The organism is Polaribacter sp. Z014 (genome assembly GCF_023555435.1).
Classification (GTDB): domain Bacteria; phylum Bacteroidota; class Bacteroidia; order Flavobacteriales; family Flavobacteriaceae; genus Polaribacter.
Genome location: NZ_JALCZP010000009.1, coordinates 29,657 through 51,995 on the forward strand (window position 1 = coordinate 29,657; position 22,339 = coordinate 51,995).

19 protein-coding genes are annotated in these 22,339 nt (G+C 30.2%); 11 read left to right on the forward strand and 8 right to left on the reverse strand.

Annotated features, from left to right (window positions below; all coding sequences use genetic code 11):
* Nucleotides 1–83 precede the first annotated feature (83 nt).
* The 5 genes from MPF19_RS11655 to MPF19_RS11675 form a co-directional block, all read right to left on the reverse strand.
* Nucleotides 84–1,049, reverse strand: a complete 966-nt coding sequence (locus MPF19_RS11655; protein WP_249988384.1) for a family 43 glycosylhydrolase — start codon at nucleotides 1,047–1,049, stop codon at nucleotides 84–86.
* 66 nt (nucleotides 1,050–1,115) lie between these two features.
* The gene (locus MPF19_RS11660) at nucleotides 1,116–1,937 is read right to left on the reverse strand and encodes a class I SAM-dependent methyltransferase (RefSeq protein ID WP_249988385.1); all 822 of its coding nucleotides are present in this window, start codon (nucleotides 1,935–1,937) and stop codon (nucleotides 1,116–1,118) included.
* 79 nt (nucleotides 1,938–2,016) lie between these two features.
* Nucleotides 2,017–2,907, reverse strand: a complete 891-nt coding sequence (locus tag MPF19_RS11665; RefSeq protein WP_249988386.1) for a dienelactone hydrolase family protein — start codon at nucleotides 2,905–2,907, stop codon at nucleotides 2,017–2,019.
* A gap of 68 nt (nucleotides 2,908–2,975) precedes the next feature.
* Nucleotides 2,976–3,515: a sigma-70 family RNA polymerase sigma factor gene (locus tag MPF19_RS11670; protein WP_249988387.1), complete on the reverse strand. Its 540-nt coding sequence runs from the start codon at nucleotides 3,513–3,515 to the stop codon at nucleotides 2,976–2,978.
* A gap of 250 nt (nucleotides 3,516–3,765) precedes the next feature.
* Complete coding sequence (locus tag MPF19_RS11675; protein ID WP_249988388.1) at nucleotides 3,766–4,293, reverse strand: DUF8685 domain-containing protein; 528 nt, start codon at nucleotides 4,291–4,293, stop codon at nucleotides 3,766–3,768.
* Nucleotides 4,294–4,571: 278 nt separating this feature from the next.
* Between MPF19_RS11675 and MPF19_RS11680 the strand changes: the two genes are divergently transcribed.
* The 7 genes from MPF19_RS11680 (at nucleotide 4,572) to MPF19_RS11710 (ending at nucleotide 12,073) form a co-directional block, all read left to right on the forward strand.
* On the forward strand, nucleotides 4,572–6,422 hold the full coding sequence (locus tag MPF19_RS11680) for a tetratricopeptide repeat-containing sensor histidine kinase (RefSeq protein WP_203391853.1): 1,851 nt from the start codon (nucleotides 4,572–4,574) through the stop codon (nucleotides 6,420–6,422).
* Nucleotides 6,422–7,159, forward strand: coding sequence for a LytR/AlgR family response regulator transcription factor (locus tag MPF19_RS11685; RefSeq protein ID WP_203391854.1), 738 nt, complete (start codon nucleotides 6,422–6,424; stop codon nucleotides 7,157–7,159). Before MPF19_RS11680 ends, MPF19_RS11685 begins: the two co-directional genes overlap by 1 nt.
* 107 nt (nucleotides 7,160–7,266) lie before the next feature.
* Nucleotides 7,267–7,677, forward strand: coding sequence for a hypothetical protein (locus MPF19_RS11690; RefSeq protein WP_203391855.1), 411 nt, complete (start codon nucleotides 7,267–7,269; stop codon nucleotides 7,675–7,677).
* A gap of 23 nt (nucleotides 7,678–7,700) precedes the next feature.
* Entirely contained in the window at nucleotides 7,701–8,690 is a 990-nt protein-coding gene (locus tag MPF19_RS11695; protein ID WP_249988389.1) for a hypothetical protein, read from the forward strand.
* Nucleotides 8,691–8,704: 14 nt separating this feature from the next.
* Nucleotides 8,705–9,361 (forward strand): hypothetical protein, encoded by a 657-nt coding sequence (locus tag MPF19_RS11700; protein WP_249988390.1) that lies wholly within the window; start codon nucleotides 8,705–8,707, stop codon nucleotides 9,359–9,361.
* Nucleotides 9,362–9,399: 38 nt separating this feature from the next.
* Entirely contained in the window at nucleotides 9,400–10,575 is a 1,176-nt protein-coding gene (locus tag MPF19_RS11705; protein ID WP_203391858.1) for a DUF6882 domain-containing protein, read from the forward strand.
* A gap of 7 nt (nucleotides 10,576–10,582) precedes the next feature.
* Nucleotides 10,583–12,073 (forward strand): M48 family metallopeptidase, encoded by a 1,491-nt coding sequence (locus MPF19_RS11710; RefSeq protein ID WP_249988391.1) that lies wholly within the window; start codon nucleotides 10,583–10,585, stop codon nucleotides 12,071–12,073.
* Between the two features lie 228 nt (nucleotides 12,074–12,301).
* Here MPF19_RS11710 and MPF19_RS11715 read toward each other — a convergent pair whose 3' ends face one another.
* From MPF19_RS11715 to MPF19_RS11725, 3 genes are all read right to left on the reverse strand, one after another.
* Nucleotides 12,302–15,904 (reverse strand): methylmalonyl-CoA mutase family protein, encoded by a 3,603-nt coding sequence (locus tag MPF19_RS11715; RefSeq protein ID WP_249988392.1) that lies wholly within the window; start codon nucleotides 15,902–15,904, stop codon nucleotides 12,302–12,304.
* A 62-nt stretch (nucleotides 15,905–15,966) separates the two neighbouring features.
* The gene (locus tag MPF19_RS11720; RefSeq protein WP_249988393.1) at nucleotides 15,967–16,728 is read right to left on the reverse strand and encodes a M15 family metallopeptidase; all 762 of its coding nucleotides are present in this window, start codon (nucleotides 16,726–16,728) and stop codon (nucleotides 15,967–15,969) included.
* Nucleotides 16,729–16,739: 11 nt separating this feature from the next.
* The gene (locus MPF19_RS11725) at nucleotides 16,740–17,063 is read right to left on the reverse strand and encodes a hypothetical protein (protein ID WP_249988394.1); all 324 of its coding nucleotides are present in this window, start codon (nucleotides 17,061–17,063) and stop codon (nucleotides 16,740–16,742) included.
* A 414-nt stretch (nucleotides 17,064–17,477) separates the two neighbouring features.
* On the opposite strand from MPF19_RS11725, the gene MPF19_RS11730 reads away from it, so the two are divergent.
* The 4 genes from MPF19_RS11730 to MPF19_RS11745 all read left to right on the forward strand — a co-directional run bounded on the left by MPF19_RS11730 (nucleotide 17,478) and on the right by MPF19_RS11745 (nucleotide 22,332).
* The gene (locus MPF19_RS11730; RefSeq protein WP_249988395.1) at nucleotides 17,478–18,020 is read left to right on the forward strand and encodes a DUF4136 domain-containing protein; all 543 of its coding nucleotides are present in this window, start codon (nucleotides 17,478–17,480) and stop codon (nucleotides 18,018–18,020) included.
* 59 nt (nucleotides 18,021–18,079) lie between these two features.
* Complete coding sequence (locus tag MPF19_RS11735; protein ID WP_203391863.1) at nucleotides 18,080–18,244, forward strand: C1orf53 family protein; 165 nt, start codon at nucleotides 18,080–18,082, stop codon at nucleotides 18,242–18,244.
* A gap of 54 nt (nucleotides 18,245–18,298) precedes the next feature.
* On the forward strand, nucleotides 18,299–19,003 hold the full coding sequence (locus tag MPF19_RS11740) for a DUF4197 domain-containing protein (protein ID WP_249988396.1): 705 nt from the start codon (nucleotides 18,299–18,301) through the stop codon (nucleotides 19,001–19,003).
* A gap of 317 nt (nucleotides 19,004–19,320) precedes the next feature.
* Nucleotides 19,321–22,332, forward strand: coding sequence for a SusC/RagA family TonB-linked outer membrane protein (locus MPF19_RS11745; protein ID WP_249988397.1), 3,012 nt, complete (start codon nucleotides 19,321–19,323; stop codon nucleotides 22,330–22,332).
* The last annotated feature ends 7 nt before the right edge of the window (nucleotides 22,333–22,339 follow it).

A 22,339-nucleotide genomic window follows, 5' to 3' on the forward strand; every position in this document is an offset into this window, starting at 1 on the left:
TTCTAACAAGTCTACATGATTAAGATATTAAAAGGCGACAAATATTTATGATTGAAATAGTGTTTAATAATTTTTTACTTTTTCTAATTCAGTTTTAATTTGTTTATTTTTCCATTGGAATCAAACGTGATTTTATCAAAACAAACAGATCTACGATATTTGTTGTTTGATAGTGTTTTATTATGATAAAATAAATACCATTCATTTTTAAATTTGGTTATTGAACCATGAGAAGTTGGCGAGTTTACCGGATCTACAACTTCGCCAATAAATTCAAAAGGACCTAAAGGATTGTCTGACATTGCATAAACTAAGGTGCTTTTCTTTCCCCAACCATTAGAATACATAAAATAAAATTTACCTTCTCTTTCAAATATCCAAGGGCCTTCGCCGTAAAAACCTCCATCATTTTGTTTATCATTTTCAATTCCTTTAATCTCCAACTTCATTACATCACCATCAATTTCCATCATATTTTCTTTTAATTTTACAACACGTAATTCTCGACATCCAAAGTACATGTATGCTTGATTGTTGTGAATTAATAATGCTGGGTCAATAGGTTCTGGACCTATTTTTTCTATTTGATTTGTATTGTCAATAAGTGGTTTTCCTAATTTGTCAGTAAACGGTCCGGTAGGAGAATCGCTAATTGCAACTCCAATTTTGGAACGTTCAACAGGGTAATAAAAATAATATTTTCCATTTCGGCTAATTGCATCTGGAGCCCAAGCCCACTTTTTTGCCCATTTAATATCATCTAGCGTTAAGACTGCTCCATGATCTTCCCAATCTACCATGTTTTCGGTTGAAAAAACATGCCAATCTATCATGTTAAAATAGGTTGCAGTATCTTCATCATGAGACGTGTATACATATAATTTATCTTTAAAAACTCTTGCAGAAGGATCTGCAGTATACATATGTTTAATAAAAGGATTTTCTGTTTTTGTAAATTTAAAGGTTTCCTGTTGTGTTTTCTGACAACTAATTAAAAAGATAAGACCTAATAATAAGTACGAGTTTTTTTTGATTTTTAGCAACTTCATTTTTTTCGATTTAGAAGATATCATCAAAAATAGTTTAATTGTAATTATTTTATAATAACAGATGGTTTATTTACTAACAGCAATCATCATATGTGGACTAAAAGGCAACAAATATTCATCATTTTGAGTAAGAGTTTGTAGCGCTTTTAAAGTCTTCGATTTCTTCTTATTTAACATGTTTGCAAAATATTCATTGTCTAACCAAATCATTCCTTCTACAGCAAAAAGATTTATAAAGTTGAGGTTTTGTTCTAAAAACTCAGCTTTTAAGCCTTCTGGTTTATGGTAAAAAGCATCTGCTAATAAAAAAGGAAAGTCTTTTGGTGCATCATGAACTCCTGTGGTAAGTTCTTTTTTGCACATATCAAAAAATGAATTTGCGTGAATCATTCCGTTCATTAAACCAACCACGGTAGAAGCGGTTGCATTAATTGCAAAACCTAATATAATTCCGCCTTTTTTTAATACTCTTTTGGCTTCCAAAATAGCAGCGACTCTATCTTCTCTTTTTTGTAAGTGATATAAAGGTCCGTGTAAAATTACTAAATCGGCAACATTGTCTTTAAAAGGTAATTTTTTAGCTTCGCCTATGGCAACAGAAAAAGGGTTCTTTAGTTTCTTAGCTCTTTTTTCTGCAAATTTTATGTGTTTTAAAACTGGCTCTACCAAATGAACAGTGTGGTTGTTTTTTGCCAGCCATTCAGAATATTTTCCTGTTCCACCACCAACATCAATAATGGTGCTATTTGTCTTAGAAATATGTTGTTGTATGAGTTCTTTTATACGTTCAAACTCAAAAATTCCCATTCCTTTTTCTAGTCTGGTTTCTTCTGAAGCTTTGTTGTAAAAGTTTTCTAATTCTTTACTGATAAGAGTTTTCTTTTTCACCTTAAATATTTAAAGTATAAAAGTAATTAAAATATAGTGAAATAGATTCCTGCTTTTGCAGGAATGATAAAAAAGTAAATTATTCTTTTAAGTGTTTATTAAAAAAATCAATGGTTCTTTTCCAAGATAAATCTGCTGCTGCTTCATCATATCTTGGGGTTGTATTATTATGGAACCCGTGGTTTACATCTGGGTAAAAATGGGCTTCGTGTTCAATATTATTTTCTGTTAAAACTTTATCAAATTCTGGCCAACCTTCATTTACTTTTTTGTCTAAACCGGCATATTGTAATAATAAAGGAGCTTTAATTCTAGCTGCATCTTCTTTTTTTGGTTGTCTTCCGTAATACGGAACAGCCGCCGCTAAATCTGGTAATTTTACAGCCATCATATTCGCAATCCATCCTCCAAAACAAAAACCTACAACCGCTACTTTTCCGTTGCAATCTTTGTGAGATTTTAAATAATGGTAGCCAGCAATAAAGTCTTCTAACATTTCGCCTTGGTCTCGCTTTTTTTGCATATTTCTACCATCATCATCATTACCAGGATAACCGCCCATTGGAGAAAGTGCATCGGGTGCTAAGGTTATAAAATCTTCTAAGGCAGCTCTTCTAGCAACATCTTTTATATACGGGTTTAAGCCTCTGTTTTCATGAACGACTATAATTCCGGGTAATTTAGTTGTTACATCTTTTGAAATTGATAATAAGCCCGTCATTTTTAATCCTCCTTTTGGAGAGGCGTAGTTTATGGTTTCTGATTTTAATCTTGGATCTGTAGGTTGTACTAAAATAGCATCTACATAATTCGGAGAAATAAAACTTAATAAAGCAGGTAATGTAATAGCACCAACAGCAAATAAAGAAAGTTTTTTTAGAAAATCTTTTCGGTCTATTTTGTTGTGTGCATAATCATCATACAAATCAAATACTTCTTGACTAATATCTTCTTTTTTAAGTGCTGCCATTTTATCGATTTTTAAAGAATAATAGAATTTCAACTAATATAAAACATAAATAGAGTTTTATTGTTAAATTATTTACAAACTTTGCAATCTTCTTTTTCTTTAATTTCACCTACTAAATTGCCATCATCATTTAAAACAAAACCGCAACAATCCATAAAACCTTGTGCTATTAATTTTCTTGCACGTTGAATTTGAGATTTTGTAGTTGGTAAGGATTGATTAAGTTCATTTGCAACTTCTTGTTGTTTCATCCCTTTTATATCTGAAAGAAATAAAGGGTCTCTGTATTTTTTAGGTAAGTTTTTTAAGATACTTCTTAAGCAGTCTTTTTCTGTGTGAATCGTTTCTGAAATTTTTGATTCACTTTCAAAATTTGCAATTTCAAATGTTTTATTTGTAGACTTCCAGTAATCTAGAATAGAATTTCTAGCCACTGTAAAACACCAAGATTTTAGTTTTGTAATATCTTTTAAGCTATGTATTTTAGTATGAATTTTTATAAAAGTATCTTGCAAAATATCATCTGCAATAGTGGTATCTTTTACTTTGCTGATAATAAATCGTTTTAAATCTTCAGAATATAAAGTCCAAACTTGTTTTGTAGTCATAATAGAAATTTACGTCATTGCAAAGTATGAAGCAATCTTTTATTTATAAGTAGATTACTTCAAACTTTGCAATGACGATTTTTTTAACAGTTACAATTGCTGCAAGTACAGTTTGTACAATTACAATTTTTACAATCTCCGGTTTTACAACCTTCACAATTACAAGTACAATTATTATTTTCCATGATATTTGTTTTAATATTCATAGAATAGACGCTGACTAGTTAAAAAAGATGCAAATTATTCTATTTTATTTAGATTTAGAACCAATAAAATGATCAGATTTTAAATGGAACAACACATTAAACGTAGTTAAACTACCATAAATTCTTGTGATGTATTGTTGTAAATCAATTTTGTCTTGATCTTCTAGCGTTTTACTTGCATTTATTTTTTGTTCCATAACTCTAACACGATCTCTAACCATTACTATTTTATGGAAAAAACCATCAATAGGAATTTCTTTAGAGCTTAAATTAGAATCTTTAGGAGCTAGGGTTAAGGTGCCACCTTTCCATTTATCTGCAATATGCACTACTTCAGAAATATCGCTATATTTTTTTAATAGGTTTCTTAAAGTATTTTCTACTTCGTAAAAACTAACAGTATCTAATTCATCTACAACTGCTTCTATAACTTCAAACTCACTATCTAAAGGAATGGTTTCTAAACCGCTTTCCTGAAAGGTAACCCAATAATTTTTACTATCTACGTTGGTAACTACGCCAAAACCAAATCCAGAATGTTGAATTCTAGAACCTATTCCTAATAATTTCATATGTATTTATTTTCGTTTTATTGATATGTCTTTTTTAAATTTATTCTTTAGATTTTCATCTTAAGAACTATCTTAGATTAAAGATAATAATTAATATTGAAGTAATTAAATTATTTATATTTCAATAATTGCTGAAATTTTAATAATAAATATTAGTTACAACTCTAATTTTGTTTCAATAAAATGGTTGGTTTTTACAAAAAATAAAAGTATTTTTTTATGAGAGTATTGATGATTGCTTATTTTAGCTTATTCAAACATTTTCTATTTTAGCTTTTATGATTTTAAAAAAGAAAAGATTATGGCAATTAAGTTTTGCAATGTCTTTATTACTTTTGTTTTTAGCTTGTTCTAAACAAAATATTATTCGCCCGAATATAAAAAGTAAACTTGCTCGTTTAGATACTATTGCGCAAACGCAACCAGAAGATTTCTTTCTAGAATTAGATAGTTTACTCATAAATGCTAAAGACTTAACAAGCTTAGAACACGCAATGTTATTGTTTAAAAAGGGGGAAGTTTTATACCTAAATTTTAAATATCAAGAGGCAATTAATACACATTTAAAAGCGTATAATTTATTTACTGATTTAAAAGATAAGTATAATGAAGGCCGTTGTTTGATTACGTTAAGCGGAGCGTATTTGCATGTAGGCGATATTGAAACAGCACAGGTTTATGCACTTAAGGCCTTGCATTTATCACAATTAATTGAAGATAAAAGGATAGAAGGTAAAGCTTACAATCAATTATTTAATCTTCATTTTAAGTTAAAAGATTATAAAAAAGCATTGTCTTATATAAACATAACAGATAGTTTGTTTTCTAAAGAAATTGATACTACTTCTATTATTTCAATAAAAAATAACAAAGCAAGTGTTTATTTAAAGTTAAAGGAATATAACAAAGCTTTAAAAACGTATTCTGAAGCTATGGCTTTAAGTCAATCTATTCGGAACCCTGTTTTATTAGCAAGTGTTTTAAATAATATTGGTTATACTTATATTGATGCAGTGAAATATGAAAATGCAGAAAAATTTTTAAGAGGAGCCGCTACTTTAAATAAGAATATTAAAGCTACTAATGCTGCACCTTATAAAGGATTAGGGAATTTATTTTTGCTAAAATCTAAAAATGATTCAGCAGCAATTAATTATAAAAAAGCACTAGATATTTACGTTGCTAATAAAAATGTAAAAGACGAGATAGAAGTTAGGGATAAATTAATTGCTATTTCTATTATGGATGGAGATTATGTGAAAGCATTAGATAACCAGATAGTTAGAGATAGTTTGCAGTTAAATGTGAGTAGTTTAGAAAAAAACAGACTCTTAAATTTTGCAAATGTTAATTATGAAGTAAAGAAAAAGGAGACAGAAATTAATCATCAAAAAGAAATAAATACACGAAATCAATGGCTTTTAATAAGCACTATTTTGTTATTTGTATTACTTGGTATTGCAACTGCTTTTTATGTGTATAACACTAAGTTAAGAGCTGCAAATAAAGCGTTTAATTTAGAACAAAGTTTGCTGCGTGTACAAATGAATCCACATTTTATATTCAATACATTAGCAGCTATTCAGAATATAACTTTAGAAGGAAATGCTATAAAATCTTCTAATTATATTGCTAAGTTTTCTAAGTTGATAAGACAAAACTTCGATTATGTTAGAAAAGAAGCTATACCGCTTGATAAAGAAATTGCCATGATTTCTAACTATATAGAAACACAACAATTACGCTTTAATAATGTTTTTACGTATGCTCTAGAAATAGATGATTCTATTGATGTTTCTAAAATACAGGTGCCGCCAATGTTATTACAGCCATTTTTAGAAAATGCAATTGAGTATGGCTTAAAAGAAAAAAAAGAAGGTGGGAAACTTCTGCTTGTCATAAAAAAAGAAGCAGAAGAATTGCTTTTTGTTATTTTAGATAATGGAGTAGGAAGGTCTGCAAAAGCCAAAGAAGAAGAGGTAACAGAAGACCTACATGCAACATCTATTTTTAAGGAGCGTTTAAAAATGAGGAAAAAAGGCGAGGAGAAGTCATTTCTACTTCAAGATTTATTTGATGAAAACAATAATCCTTCAGGAACAAAAGTAGTATTTAAATTAAAAATTTAATGATAAAAGCAGTTATAATAGAAGACGAATTTAATGCATTAAACACATTAGATAAACTAATTACCTATACTCAAAAAGACATTGAGGTTATTGCTAAAATAGATAATGTTACCGATGCTATTTCATTTTTAAAAGAGGAAACTCCAGATTTAGTTTTTTTAGATATAGAATTGATTGGTGGTAATGCTTTTCAGATATTGGAAGCGATAGATAGCATCGATTTTAAAATAATTTTTACAACAGCTTATGATGAGTTTGCAATAAAAGCGATAAAGTTTGATACCATAGATTATTTATTAAAACCGATAGATTCAGAAGAATTATCTGAATGTATAGATCGTTTTAGAGTAGGTTATAAAAAAGAACAAGTATATAAAAATGCTTTAGACCAAGTGTCTGAAATTAATAAAAAGGAAATTGATAAAACCTTATTAATAAAAACTGCGGATGCACAATATTTTCTTCAGACAAAAGACATTGTTCGTTGTCAGTCTGATGGTGCGTACACTGTTTTTCATACGGTTGATAAAAAAATAATGAGTGCTCGTAATCTAAAATACTATGAGAATATTTTAAGCGAACACACTTTTGTGCGCATACATCAATCGCATTTAGTAAATATAAAACACATAAAAACCATTAATGCTAACAACACTGTTTACTTAACAAATGGTGAAGTAATTCCTGTTGCTACTCGTAAAAAATCATACTTAAAACAAGTTTTAGATACTTTATAAGCGCAATTATAAAACGAAGAACGACAAATGTAAAACGGTTTTAAAAACTTCCTATTCAAATCTTAGTTTTGAGGTATACAAAGAAATAACCTTTAAATTAAAAGATCATGGGATTAAAAGAAAACAGATTTACAAAAACATTTCAAGAAGAACAATTTCCACAATTAAAAGCACAAATAATTGAAGCTGCAGGTTTTGATGTTGCTTTAAACATTGAGTGGAGTACTTTGTTTGAAGAACGCTTTTTACACCTTTATGCAGATTCGTATCCAAAAATATATTTCTTACCACTTATAGAAGCCTTTAAGTCTATTGCTGCAGACGATATGGGAAAAGAAGCTTTATCTGAAGGCTTAAAAGAAATACACATATTAAATACCAAAGACCATCACAATCCTAAAAATGGATTTACATTTTCAGATGGAGTTTTAACGATAGATCATAGTCCTATTATAAATGCACCAGACGTTAATAGTAGAATTAAAGTACTTGTAGAGTTATTAGAAAATAATTTATAAGGAGCGTTTAAAATTTAGTGTAATTGGTAAAAGATATTGGTATGTGTAAAATCATTTTATATAGTGTTTTAATCGGAATTTTATTCTTGTTTGTTGGTTGCGGAGTTTCTAATACGAACGCAAAAAAGGGGTTTGTGAAATATTTAAAAGAGCATCATAATAACAAATATGAAATTCTGACTTTTAAAAGAAATTTTAATGCTGCTAATATGAATCCTAATTTATACTGGGTAGAATTAATGCTAAAAGAAAATTCTAAAATTGTAATCAATTTTGAATGGAATGCTAAAGATAAAGCGCTCTATGTGCCTTTTAATTACACAGAGGATAGAAGCATTGAAGCATTAACGAATTATCAAAAACAAGAAATTGTACTTAGAGAAGAGTTATACAACGTTTTAGATAAAGATGTTTTAAGTATGGATGTAAATGTCTTTAATCATGCTATTAGTATTGACTTGGGAACAGAACCTACATTTGATAAATTTCAATATTTTTCAAATAAAATTTGTACAGTTTTAGATAAATATCCAAATACTTGGACTAGAGAAGCGCATGTAGAGTTTAAAATTAAAAGAGAGGAAAAAGGTTTTTATGAATTGATTGTAAAACCTACTATGTTTAATGATAGCACAGAATTATATAGATATAAGCAAAATGCTATTGTTGCAAATAATTATGGATCTGTAAAGGCAGAAAATATAGATTACATTATAAGAAAAGAATTTTCTAAGCCAAAATCTCCTATTTTTTTAAGCAATATTTGGGTCAATCAAAAAGATTTAAATTCTTTTTACATCGCTTTCGAAAAACATGAACCACGAAAAATACAAGAAAGAAATAAGTATTTAACCGAAGGAGTAGGGATGTATTTAATTGAAATGAGTTATCCTAATTTAAAAAAGAAAACTTTAACCTACTTCGATTACAAAACTACAGATAGAGATGATATTTTTCTTTTTTTATCTACACAGTTACCACAAGATTACCAATATCTCATAGCAGATTTATAGCACTATTTTTTATCATGAAAAACACACATTATTATAAAGCGTTTGTAGCCCAAACGCCAGAGGAAATCTTACGATCTGTTTTTAAGAAAGAAGAAGACATTTTAATTGCTATTTCATTTAACAACGGAGGTTATGTAGAAGGCATAATTCTAGATTTTAAAGAAGACAATAACCATCAAAAATCGGTTTGTATGCTTTCTCAGCAAGAAGAAGTAACTTTTTTTAACCTGCATACTATTACAATGATTACTGTAAAACAACCTAAAAAAATGGTTGTAGAGTTATCTAAAGGAACTATAAGTAGGCCTTTATCATCAGAAAAAGAAGCTGTAACTGTTTTGCAATTAAAACGTTGGTTGCAAAGAGAAAAAAGTCTACTTGGAAGTCAGATAAAAGAATTCGATATCAATGATATTTCTTTAAGTGAATTAAATAACAGACTAAATATTCAAGATGTTTTTGCAGCATTAAAAAGTGCGGTACATCAAATTATAACAGATGAATTAGGTAAAGAAGCTTGGCAAGGTGTTGATACTATTATTTTGCAACAAGCAGACAAGTTAGCTCTTAAATATCAAGGAAAAACACTAACCATATCAATAAATATTGATAAAGCTTTACCAGAAAAATTAGCGACTATTTTAGAAGAAAAATTACTTCAAATATTATAAAGTAAATACAAAATTAATAAAATTAAAACAATACAATTATGGGACTTAAAGAAAAAAGAATTATCCAAGCATTTCAAAAAGAATTATTTCCAGCGTTAGAAACAGAAATTAATACGGCAGCAGGTTTTACCGTTCCATTAAATATTTCTTGGAACACTTTAATGGAAGATCGATTTTCTCATTTATATAATGATACGTTTCCTAAAATCTATTTTCAACCATTAATAGAAGCTTTTAAAGCTATTTGTGTTGATGATATGGGGATTGAACTTTTAAAAGCCGGATTAAAAGAAGTTGTTATCGTTAATGAAAACGACGAACATAATTTAGACCGTGCAATTACTTTTGAAGAAGGTGTTTTAAAAATTGATCACAGCCCTGTTATGAATGCCGATAATGTAGATCGTAGAACTGCTCGAATTATTTATTTATTAGAAGAAAAGTTAGAAGAATTTGCAGAAGGAACCCCAGAAGCAGCAACAGCTGAAACGGCAACATCTGAAACAGAAAACAAACAAGCAACCACAGATGAACAAGAAAATAAAGTAACTATTGAAGAATTGTACAATCAATCGTTTGTAATTTCTACCGAAAAACAAGAGGTTTTTGGAGAAATGGTAGAAGGTTTAGGTTGGACTTGTGATATCTTAGAAGGTAAATTAACGTATGGAGACGATAAAGTTTTTGATATTCAAGTTTTAGGTACTTATTCAGAAAATGAAAAAAGTTGGCTATGGGCTTGGGGAAATACACAAAGTGGTATTCCAGAAAAGTTTTTACAAACTGCTCTAGCGGCAAAAACGATAGGGGAAGCTTATCAAATTGAAGATTTTACAACATCTAAAAGAGAATTTAGTTCAGATCCTGGAGTTTATTTTTCTACAATTATTTCTGCAATGGCAAAAGAAAGCTGTTATGTGCCATTAACTTTTAAAGGCTTAACTGTTTATGTTACCATTACATCTGCCGAAGCAGATAGTAAAGCTAGAACAGCACCTGCTTTAATATGCTCTCATTTTACAAAGGTTGCTGCAAACTATACGTTTCCTCATAAATACAGTTTGTACTTTTATTTAAAAGGAAAAGGGTATGAAGTAGAATTACCAGGTAACAATATTGTTGCTAAAAAAGGGGATGATCAAATTTTAGGGATTTTCGATTTAAAAGGAAGGTTAATGAAAATTTCTAATTCAAAAATAACAGTTAAAGCCTAAAAATATTATGTCATATATAGCACATACACTTTCAGAATTAGAAAAAGAACATCAAGCGGCTTTAAATACAGCGCAAGAAAAGATGTTAACCGATTTAAATGATGCACAAGCATCAGGAAATTTCGATAAAATACAAGAAGCTAGTATTGTTTTTCAAAATTTAACAACAGAACTAGCGTCGGAATATACGAAACGTATAGAAGAGATAAATGCTTTAAATCATAAAGCAGAAGTAGAAACTGTAGAAGGAATCTATACAAATAATAGAGCTGATATAGACTTAAATTTATTAGTTTATGATGGCGATAGAGATTATGTTATTGCTTTTCAACAAGACGATTTAATACAAAAAACGTTAGAAAAAGTAAATAAGAATAGTGGTAAATTTAAGTCTAGAAAGCATTTGTTAAAATCTAGTTTAAGGTTAACAAAAACCTTAGCGCCAATGCTTCATGAAATAGGAGAGCATTGTAAAAAAACATTAAAACTTAAAGCTGATATTGAGTTTTTTGTGTATCAAGGTGATACTTTTAACGCTTCTTGTTATCCGCCAGACGATAATAAATTATACATTATTTTATCATCCGGAATTCTGGAGCGTTTCTCTAAAGAAGAATTAACGTTTGTTGTTGGTCATGAAATAGGACATGTGCTTTTTGAGCATTTTGATTATCCTGTAAGACAAATTTTAGATACTGGTGAAAATGATTTAGCTCCAATTCACGCAATGAAATTATATGCTTGGAACAGAAATGCAGAAATAAGTGCAGATAGAGCAGGCTTGTTATGTTGCCAAAATTTTGAAGCTGTAGGGCGTACTTTCTTTAAACTATCATCTGGTGTCACTACAGATTCTTTAGATTTTCAACTAAATGCCTACATAGAACAATTTGTAGATTTAGAAGAAGTTTTGAATGATTCTAATTTAGATCCTTCAGATTGGTATAGTACTCATCCTTTTAGTCCTTTAAGAATTAAAGCTTTAGAGCTTTTTAATAAAAGTGAAACCTATGCTGCTTTTAATAAATCTGTTTCAGGTGAAATTACTGAGGAAGCTATGGAGGTTGAAATTAAAAGAATTATGTCTTTAATGGAACCGGAAAATTTAGAGGATGAAAGCGAACATTCAGAGAAAATACAACGTTTAATGTTTTTAGGAGGCTATTTAATTTCCAATGCAGATGGTGTTGTAGATGATTCTGAAATACAAGCCTTAAGCAGTATTGTGGCTCCCAAAGTTTTTGCCAACTGCATGATGACCATAAAAGGGCTTACAGAAGATGAAATGATTAGCGAAGTACAACAACTTACCAAAGATTTAGATGTTGTGTTGTCTGTAATGCAAAAGCTAAATATTTTAAGAGATTTATCTATTATTTCTTATGCTGATGGAGAAATAGATGATAGTGAAGTAAATGTTTTGTACAACTTAGCAAGGCTTTTATATATCAATACAGATTTTATAGATCGTGTTATTGGTGATGCGCAAGGAGTTTAAAAAGTAATTTTAAAATACTGTTTAAGAGTTGGGGGATTCTTACTACAGTTAATTAGAAAGGTGGTAATTTTATAATGCTGCCTTTTTTTAAAACTCTAAACATTCTAAAACTTCTAGTTTTGGTGATCTTTTCGAACACACTATTAACAAAAATGGTAGATTTATTTAAATCAAAAAAAATCCGCATATAATTTATGCGGATTTTTATTTTTATAAAGAAAATACCTTCTACATATTTCTTCTATACTGTCCGCCTACTTTAAACAACGCTTCCGTAATTTGTCCTAAAGAACACACTTTGGTAGCTTCCATTAATTTATCAAATAAATTTTCATTTTTAATTGCTGCTTCTTGTAAAATTGCAATTTGCTGTTCAACTTTCTTCGGATTTATTTTGTTGAGGTTTTCTTTCGTTTTAATTTGATGTTGCTTTTCTGTTTCCGTTGCTCTAATAATTTCTGCTGGCTGAACTGTTGGAGAACCTTTAGAGCTTAAAAAGGTATTTACACCAATAATAGGGAATTCTCCATTGTGCTTTAAAGTCTCATAGTACAAACTTTCTTCCTGTATTTTGGAACGCTGATACATGGTTTCCATAGCGCCTAAAACGCCACCACGCTCTGTAATTCTATCAAACTCTTCTAAAACTGCTGCTTCTACTAAATCGGTCAATTCTTCAATAATAAATGCACCTTGAATCGGATTTTCATTCTTAGTTAAACCTAACTCTTTGTTGATAATTAACTGAATAGCCATGGCTCTTCTAACTGATTCTTCCGTTGGCGTTGTAATTGCTTCATCATAGGCATTTGTGTGTAGAGAATTACAATTATCGTTAATGGCATACAACGCTTGCAATGTTGTTCTTATATCATTAAAATCGATTTCTTGCGCATGTAAAGAACGACCAGAAGTCTGAATATGATACTTTAACATTTGAGCTCTTGGGTTTGCTCCGTATTTGTTTTTCATGGCTTTTGCCCAAATTTTACGCGCAACTCTTCCTATTACAGAATATTCAGGATCAATTCCGTTTGAAAAGAAAAAAGATAAATTGGGGCCGAATTTATTAATATCCATTCCTCTGCTTAAATAGTATTCTACATAGGTAAATCCGTTAGACAATGTCAAAGCTAATTGCGTAATAGGGTTTGCGCCCGCTTCGGCAATGTGATATCCAGAAATAGAAACCGAATAAAAATTTCTGACTTTTTTTTCTATAAAATACTCTTGCACATCACCCATCAACCTCAAGGCGAATTCGGTAGAAAAAATACAGGTATTCTGTGCTTGATCTTCTTTTAAAATATCTGCTTGTACGGTTCCTCTAACTTGAGCTAGTGTGTCTTTTTTTATTTGTTGATAAATCTCAGAAGGTAAAACCAAATCTCCGGTTAAACCTAGTAACATTAATCCTAAACCATTATTTCCTTCAGGTAATTCACCTTGGTATTTTGGTCTTTCTAAACCTTTTAAATCATAAAACTCTATAAAAGTGGCTTCAACTTGTGCTTCTAATTTATTTTCTATAATATATTTCTCACAATTTTGATCAATAGCGGCATTCATAAAAAAACCTAACAACATAGGTGCTGGTCCATTGATGGTCATAGAAACAGAAGTCATATGATGACTTAAATCGAAACCAGAATATAATTTTTTAGCATCGTCTAAACAACAAATAGAAACACCTGCATTACCAATTTTTCCGTAAATATCAGGTCTTTTACCAGGGTCGTTTCCGTATAAAGTAACCGAATCGAAAGCTGTAGAAAGGCGTTTTGCATCCATTCCTAAACTTACATAATGAAACCTACGGTTTGTTCTTTCTGGCCCACCTTCACCTGCAAACATTCTAGTTGGATCTTCTCCCGTTCTTTTAAACGGATATAATCCTGCGGTATAAGGGAATTCTCCAGGAACATTTTCTTGTAAATTCCAACGTAATAAATCTCCCCAAGCTTTGTATTTGGGTAAAGCTATTTTAGGGATTTGAGTGTGCGAAAGTGATTCACTTTGCGTTTCTATATTAATTTCTTTATCTCGGACTTTAAACGTATAAATTGGGTTTTTATATTTCTGAACTTTCTCATCCCAGTTCAATATAATTTCCCAATTTAAAGGATGGAGGTTTAGTTTTACTTTTTCGAATTGGGCAAGTAGTAATTTTAAGAAGTAGGTTTCAGATTCCTCGTCACTCGTCCCTCTTTCTGTCGGAATGACATTCGACTTGTCATTCTGAACTTGTTTCAGAATTTTATCTTCATCAAGTCCTGTTTTAGTAAGAACAGATTGCTTCGTTCCTTGCAATGACTTATTATTTTCTGTAATAGAAAGTATCGTTTGATAAATTCCATATAATTTCTGAGCAACCACTACTTGATCATCAACATTTTGATCATAAGTTCTGTTATTTTCTGCTATTTCAGATAAGTAGCGAACTCTTGCAGGCGGAATTACAAAGATTTTTTCAGACATTTCTGTGGTAATTTCCATGTTCGATTTTAAATCTACACCTGTTTTTTCAACCAACTTGTCCATTATGCTTTTGTACAAAGTATTCATTCCTGGATCGTTAAATTGAGATGCAATGGTACCGTAGACGGGTAAATCATCTTGGTGTATATGCCATAAATTATTGTTACGCATGTATTGTTTCTTCACATCTCTAACAGCATCTAAAGCGCCACGTTTATCAAATTTATTGATAGCTACTAAATCGGCATAATCTAACATGTCAATTTTTTCTAATTGTGTTGCAGCACCAAATTCTGGAGTCATTACATATAAAGAAGTATCAGAATGTTCTGTAATTTCTGTATCTGATTGTCCGATTCCTGAAGTTTCTAAAATAATTAAATCAAATTCTGCAGCTTTTAAAACTTCAATACCTTCATTTACATTTTTAGACAAAGCCAAATTAGATTGTCTTGTAGCTAAAGAACGCATATATACGCGAGAATTATTTATAGAGTTCATTCTAATTCGATCTCCTAAAAGTGCTCCACCTGTTTTTCTTTTTGATGGATCAACAGAAATGATTCCGATTGTTTTCTCTGGAAAATCAATTAAAAATCGACGGACTAATTCGTCAACTAAACTAGATTTTCCTGCTCCACCAGTTCCAGTAATTCCTAGCACGGGAGAAGAGGCCTCTCCCGACTTCCCTGAAGGGGAGGAGTTCCAATCTTTGTTGAAAATTTTTGTAAAATCTGTGTGGTTATTTTCTGCAAGAGAAATTAACCTTGCAATTGTATTTACGTCTTTGTTTTTTAAGTTTTCTAAAACTTTGTCGCTTCCCATTCCTAGTAACCAAGAACCATCCTCATTACAAATTTTTTCAACATTTTTTAAGTCAGATTGGAGTTCCTTCCCTTTGGGAAGGTTAGGATGGGCTTCTTCTGCTTTTTGCACTAAATCATTTATCATTCCTTGCAAACCTAATGCTCTACCATCATCTGGAGAATAGATTTTTGTAATTCCGTAATCCATTAATTCCTTTATTTCTTTAGGAAGAATTACACCGCCACCACCTCCAAAAATTTTAATATGTCCAGCTCCTTTTTCGTGCAATAAATCAAACATGTATTTAAAATACTCATTATGTCCGCCTTGGTAAGATGTAATTGCAATAGCATTTACATCTTCTTGAATGGCACAGTTTACCACCTCTTCTACAGATCTGTCATGACCTAAATGAATAACTTCCACGCCAGTGGCTTGAATAATTCTACGCATAATATTTATAGAAGCATCATGTCCGTCAAAAAGAGCAGCAGCAGTTACAATACGTACTTTGTGTTTTGGTTTGTATGGTAGAATTTGTTTCATTCGTAATATTTGTATAAAATTAGTACTGCAATTTAGTGAATTATTAAAAAAGATGTAAGTTTTTAGTTTTTTATTGATTTTTTGATAATTTCCGGATTAATTCCATTTACATAATTTTTAATAACATTTAATTCTTTGGCGTAAGAATAACCTTTAAAACCGTTAATGTCTTTTAGTTTGATGTTGGCATTGTAAAACTTTACATATAATGATGAAAGCGGAAGGTAAGTCCAATGCCATTTTTCTTCACTATACCCCGTTCTTCCATTTTCTTTGGAAGTATACACTTGATAAAAACCATATTTTTGAGCATTTTTAAGCAACCAATTATATTCTTTTAGCCCTTTTCCTTTTGTAAAATAAGAATTATTAAGGTTGTTGATATCAATATCGGTTCCCCAATGATGACGAGAAGTAGAAGGCATAGAACTAAATTCTAAAATCTTTTTTGCTCTTTTTAAAGGAGGAATGTTTTTATATTTTTCATTCCATTTATAATCCCAAATACGTTTTTGGTATTCAAAATTTCTAGTTCCTGATATTATTTTTAAGGAAACTCCATTTTTTAGAGCAGCATCATTCATTTGTAAAAAAGCAGTCAATACTTCTTTTCGTACATAGATGTTTTTTGATGCGTTTTCTTTCGGAACCATAGCAAAGTCTATATTTTTAGAATAATCAAATTTTCCCAATACATAATTTGAATTTAGGTATTTTGGAAATTTCAATATTGAATCTTTTTTCTTTGAAACTTCAACCGTTTGTATGGCTATTTTCTTTGGTGCTGGCTTGCAGCCATTAAAACATCCGAAGAAAAAAAACACAACAGTTAATTTTATAAGTATTTTATAAATGCCCAAAATTTTCTATTTTTTATGTAGTTAAAATTATTTTCATTTTGATAGGCTTCACGTTCGAAACTTAAATTTTTATAGGCAAGATATCCATTTTTATGTTTTAAAAATTTAAAAACCCATTCTAAACTATAAAAAATATAGAAGAATATGAGTAACAATTCAGCTTGTTGTTTTAAATGTATTTTTTCATGATTTACCAAAACTTTATCGTTTTTTAAATCTTCCTTTTTTAGAAAAATAAAAGGAAATAAGGTGATGCCTACAAAACCTTTTGGTATTAGAAATTTAGCAATTAAAATCATTTATTAAAGTTAAACAATAATCATAACAAAATAAATATATTTGTGTAAACTTCTTTTTAAAAGATGATTAAAGAAAAAGTCTTTATTTAGTTTTATAATTGTCAATCAAACATAGAAGCATCAATAGATTTTAAAAGCGATGTGTTTTATTTGTTATACGATTCATGTTGCTTGTTAATTAGAGTTTTACGAGTGGTTTGGCATGTTTATTGCTTGTAATAAGAAGTGTAGAAGCATTTATAAATTACATTTTTAGAAAGTAAACAATGTAGTTTTAAGAAGATGTTTGACAAATAATAAGGTAATCTTGTAAACCTTTTGAAATGTAATATAAGTTGTAAAATATTTATTTGTTACGCTTCTTAATTTAGTAGATGATGCCATAATCGATTCAATAATTTAAAAACACATCTCATGAAAAAACTATTTTTATTTCTGTTTAGTACAGCGCTTTTAACTTCGTGTAGTGCGATAAAAGTTACTACAGATTATGATAGCAAGGTAGATTTTAATCAATATAAAACTTTTGCTTTTTACAAACCAGGAATTGATAAAGCAGAAATTTCTGATTTAGATAAAAAACGAATTTTACGAGCTATTGAGTCAGAATTATTAACTCAAGGATTTTCTAAATCTGATAATCCAGATATGTTGGTGAGTATTTTTACTAAATCTAGAGAAAAAGTAAACGTAAATCAAAATAATGGTTTTGGCTATGGCTACGGTTGGGGTTGGAGCCCATGGATGATGGGAGGTATGAATAATAATATTAATGTTTCTCAATATACAGAAGGTACTTTGTTTATTGATTTTATTGATAAAAAGAAAAAAGAATTAATTTGGCAAGGAATAGGAACTGGGGCTTTAAAACTTCAGAATAGAGAAAAAAAAGAGGCTAGAATTAAAGAGTTTGTAAAAGAGATTATTTCTAGATTTCCTCAAGGAAAAGAAAAATAAAAGTTAAAAAAGCGTTCTTAGGAACGCTTTTTTAATGGATTAAAAACTATTTTTGTAGTGTGTATAATAAAAGAATAGAATTAGAAGAAGGTGATTTTTATGTAAACGAACAAGGTTATAAAGTGTTTACAGAAAAGTTTCATCTAAAAAGAGGTCATTGCTGTAAAAGTGGGTGTAAACATTGCCCTTATGGTTATGATAAAAAAACAGATAGTTTTAAGTAAATAGTGACTTTTAAAGGGAAATAGTTTCCAAAGAGTAGATAAGATATAATAAAAATGATAAAAAGAATTTTAGTTTTAGTAATTGCAATTCAGTTAGTAGGATGTGCAGAATTACAAAAAGTAGCAAACCAAGTTTCACAAAGTACAGGTTTAAGTCAAGAGCAAATAGGTAATGGTTTGCGTGAGGCTTTAGATAAAGGAATAAAGGATCAAGTTTCTAAATTAACTGCAACAAACGGGTTTTATAAAAACGATTTGGTAAAAATTATGTTGCCAGAAGAACTACAAGCTGTAGACAAAGGTTTACGTAAAGTAGGTTTAAGTAATTTGGCAGATGAGGGAATTAAAGTTTTAAACAGAGCGGCAGAAGATGCTGTAAAAACGGCAACTCCAATTTTTGTGAATGCAGTAAAAGATATGACGTTTGCAGATGCTAAAACAATTCTTTTAGGAGACCAAAATGCTGCAACTTCTTATTTACAAGGAAAAACTACAGAAAGTTTAACGGCAAGTTTTAGTCCGGTAATTAAAAACTCTTTTTCTAAAGTAGGGGCAGATAAAGTTTGGAGTAACTTAATTAGTAAGTATAATTCTATTCCTTTTGTAAAGAGTGTAAATCCAGATTTAACACAGTATGTTACCAATCAAGCCTTAAAAGGTGTTTTTACAATGATTGAAGTTGAAGAAAAAGGAATTAGAGAAAAAGCAGGTTTACGTACTACGGCTTTATTAAAGCAGGTGTTTGCGTTGCAAGATTAAGAATATAGAAAATAAATAACATATTTTAAAAAAGACTCTGCTTTGTAAAAAGCAGAGTCTTTTTTGTTTGTATTTTTTTTAAAATCTATTATGCTTCCTACAAAATGCATTGTTTCTTTTTTAGGCCTTAATTTATCAAACGGTATTTTTTAGCTAACGCCTCCTAATTATGGAATTATCATCAAAATTACCATGTTAGTGTGTTATATTCTCTTTATTGTTAATTTTATTGAATTATTTTTAAATAAATTAACATTTTCCTTTTTATTTTAAGAAAATTTTAAGATGTTTGACATAATTAATTCAAATAAGATATAATGGAGAGAAGAATTTTAAAAGCATCCCTAACACTATTTTTAGGGTTTATTGTGCAAATTACTTTCGCGCAAAAGAAAACTGTTTCTGGTACTGTTTCAGATGCGTCAGGAAAACTACCTGGAGTAAGTGTAGCTGTTAAAGGTACTAGTACAGGTACAGAAACTGATTTTGAAGGTAATTATGCTATTTCTGTCACCGAAGGAGATATTTTGGTGTTTAGCTATTTAGGCTATAAAACAAATCAAAAAAAAATAGGTAAGTTTAGCAAAGTTAACGTAGTGTTAAAGGAAGGTAGCAGTGAGTTAGATGAAGTTGTTATTGTTGGATATGGTACTCAAAGCAAGAGAAAATTAACAGACAATATTGTAAAATTAAGTTCAGATGATATTGCAGATGTGCCTACACCTAGTGTTATGAATTCATTAGCAGGTAAAGCTGCTGGTGTTCAAATTAGCCAAACAAATGGTAAGGTAGAAGGTGGTCTAAATTTTAGAATTAGAGGGCAGTCTAGTATTAGTGCAGGTTCAGATCCTTTGTATGTTTTAGATGGAATTCCATTAATAAATAGCAATGAGTCTAATAATGGGTCTCCAACAAATCCATTATTAACTTTGAGTCCTAATGAGATAGAATCTATAGATATTTTAAAAGATGCTTCTTCGGCAGCAATTTATGGAGCAAGAGGAGCAAATGGAGTTGTGCTTATTACAACGAAGTCTGGTAAAGAAGGAAAAGCAAAGTTTTCTGTAAATATCTCTAATGGAGTAAGTGAAAAAGCAAACTCTAGAGATTGGTTAAATGCAGAACAATATGTTGAGTTGTTTTTAGAAGCTGGAAAAAATGGGTTAGCCACTGGTGGTTGGCCAGCAGAAGGCTATGTAGAAGAAAGATTAGATAGATATTCTAATAATACATGGAGAGAAGGAACTTATGATACCGATTGGCAAGACCTTGCGTTAGTTAAAGGATATACTAGAGATGCAGATTTTTCTATTTCTGGAGGAGATGCAAAAACTACTTATTTCTTTTCTGGAGCATATAACGATACAAAAGGGATTGTTAGAGGGAATGAATTGAATAGAATTAGTTCACGTTTAAACATTACTCATAAATTAACAGATAAATTTTCTGCAGGAATGAACTTAAGTTTCTCTAGAACGGATATTGATAGAATTGGAAATGATAATGCATTTGTATCGCCATTACAAGCAATTGCTCTTGCGCCAATTTCTCCTGATTTTGTAGATGGAGAGCCTTTTGCAAACACAACGTATGCAAATTTTTTATTACAAGATAAGCATGCTTATTATAATACAATTATTAGAAGAGTAACAGGTAAGGTTTTTGCGGCATATCAATTTACTGATAACTTAAAATTTAATTCAGATTTTGCATATGATCTATATTCTCAGACAGAAGATAGTTTTACAGGAAGTTTAGCTCCTTTTCAATCTACAAACGGAGAGGCTTATGCTTCTAACGTTAATACAGAGAACTATATTTTTAGTAATTATTTGAGCTATAATAAAACTTTTGGCGAAAATCATGATTTAGATATTATTCTTGGTACAGAATTAAATAAAAGTAAAAGAAGATTTAACAGTGTTACTGGTCAACAATTTCCAACAGACGATTTTCAAACAATAAGTTCAGCTGCAGAAATTACTGCAGGTTCTGGTAGTTTTACAGAATATGCTTTTGTTTCTTATTTTACTAGAGCAACTTACGCTTATAAAGATAGATATTTATTTAAAGCAAGTTTTAGAAGAGATGGTTCTTCAAGATTTGGTAGTGATTCTAGATTTGGTGTTTTTCCTGCTTTTTCTGCAGGTTGGATTCTTTCTGAAGAAAACTTTTTATTAGAGAGTTCTGCAATATCTTTCTTAAAGTTAAGAGCTAGTTACGGTCAAGTAGGAAATGCAGAAATAGGGAATTTTGCTTCTAGAGGTTTATTTGGTGGAGTTTCATACAATCAAAAACCAGGTATTGCCCCAACTCAAGCAGGTAATAATGAGTTAAGTTGGGAAACATCAGACCAAAGTGATGTTGCAATAGAATATGGGCTTTTTAACGGAGTACTTTCAGGAGAAGTAGCATATTATGTAAAAGATACAAAAGAGTTATTATTTGAGCAGCCTTTGCCTTTATCTTCTGGAGCACCAGAGCAAGGGGGTATTAATAATAATATTGGTAGAATGAAAAGTGATGGTATTGAATTCTCTATAACTTCTAAAAACATTCAAACAAAGGATTTAAAATGGACTACAAGTTTTAATATTGGAACAAATAATAATGAGATAATTGAATTACCAGATGGGCAAGATGTTGTTAACGGTCAGAATATTTTAAGAGAAGGAGAAGCTGTAAATTCTTTATATCTTATAGAGTATGCTGGTGTAGATGTTGATAATGGAGATGCGTTGTATTATTTAAATACAGATGATGGAAGTGGAAGCTTAGATAGAGGTACTACAAACGATTCTAATGCTGCAAGTAGAGTTGTAGCAGGAAATCCTTTTCCAGAAGTTATAGCAGGTCTTACAAATACTGTTCTTTATAAAGATTTCGATTTTACAATGACTTTTCAAGGAGAATGGGGAGCAAGTATTTATAATGGTGGAGGACGTTTTCAATCTGCAAATGGAGACTGGTTTGATAATCAAACAGTAGATCAATTAGATAGATGGCAAAACCCAGGTGATATAACAAATGTACCACAAGCAAGATTAGGTGCTGGTAATGGTACAAGTCATTCTACAAGATTTTTAGAAAAAGGAGATTTTATTAGACTTAGAAACATAACATTAGGGTATTCAATTCCTCAATCAGTAATTGCTAAAATGGGATTATCTAAGTTAAGACTATATTTTAGTGGTCTTAATTTGTTAACAATAACAGATTATACAGGTTATGATCCAGAATCTAGAAGTGATGCAGGTGGTGTAGGTCAAACCTTCTATTCTGCTCCTGCAGCAAAAACGCTTTCAATAGGTCTTAACGTAACTTTTTAATTTAAAA

What these genes read in the sequence shown, in the direction of transcription:
- MPF19_RS11675 (WP_249988388.1), bottom strand. Translation starts at nt 4,293, where the DNA reads ATGAAATTATTAGGAATAGGTTCTAGAATTCAACATTCTGGATTTGGT.
- MPF19_RS11680 (WP_203391853.1), top strand. Translation starts at nt 4,572, where the DNA reads ATGATTTTAAAAAAGAAAAGATTATGGCAATTAAGTTTTGCAATGTCT.
- MPF19_RS11685 (WP_203391854.1), top strand. Translation starts at nt 6,422, where the DNA reads ATGATAAAAGCAGTTATAATAGAAGACGAATTTAATGCATTAAACACA.
- MPF19_RS11730 (WP_249988395.1), top strand. Translation starts at nt 17,478, where the DNA reads ATGAAAAAACTATTTTTATTTCTGTTTAGTACAGCGCTTTTAACTTCG.
- MPF19_RS11690 (WP_203391855.1), top strand. Translation starts at nt 7,267, where the DNA reads ATGGGATTAAAAGAAAACAGATTTACAAAAACATTTCAAGAAGAACAA.
- MPF19_RS11700 (WP_249988390.1), top strand. Translation starts at nt 8,705, where the DNA reads ATGAAAAACACACATTATTATAAAGCGTTTGTAGCCCAAACGCCAGAG.
- MPF19_RS11670 (WP_249988387.1), bottom strand. Translation starts at nt 3,515, where the DNA reads ATGACTACAAAACAAGTTTGGACTTTATATTCTGAAGATTTAAAACGA.
- MPF19_RS11740 (WP_249988396.1), top strand. Translation starts at nt 18,299, where the DNA reads ATGATAAAAAGAATTTTAGTTTTAGTAATTGCAATTCAGTTAGTAGGA.
- MPF19_RS11745 (WP_249988397.1), top strand. Translation starts at nt 19,321, where the DNA reads ATGGAGAGAAGAATTTTAAAAGCATCCCTAACACTATTTTTAGGGTTT.
- MPF19_RS11665 (WP_249988386.1), bottom strand. Translation starts at nt 2,907, where the DNA reads ATGGCAGCACTTAAAAAAGAAGATATTAGTCAAGAAGTATTTGATTTG.
- MPF19_RS11725 (WP_249988394.1), bottom strand. Translation starts at nt 17,063, where the DNA reads ATGATTTTAATTGCTAAATTTCTAATACCAAAAGGTTTTGTAGGCATC.
- MPF19_RS11655 (WP_249988384.1), bottom strand. Translation starts at nt 1,049, where the DNA reads ATGAAGTTGCTAAAAATCAAAAAAAACTCGTACTTATTATTAGGTCTT.
- MPF19_RS11705 (WP_203391858.1), top strand. Translation starts at nt 9,400, where the DNA reads ATGGGACTTAAAGAAAAAAGAATTATCCAAGCATTTCAAAAAGAATTA.
- MPF19_RS11715 (WP_249988392.1), bottom strand. Translation starts at nt 15,904, where the DNA reads ATGAAACAAATTCTACCATACAAACCAAAACACAAAGTACGTATTGTA.
- MPF19_RS11710 (WP_249988391.1), top strand. Translation starts at nt 10,583, where the DNA reads ATGTCATATATAGCACATACACTTTCAGAATTAGAAAAAGAACATCAA.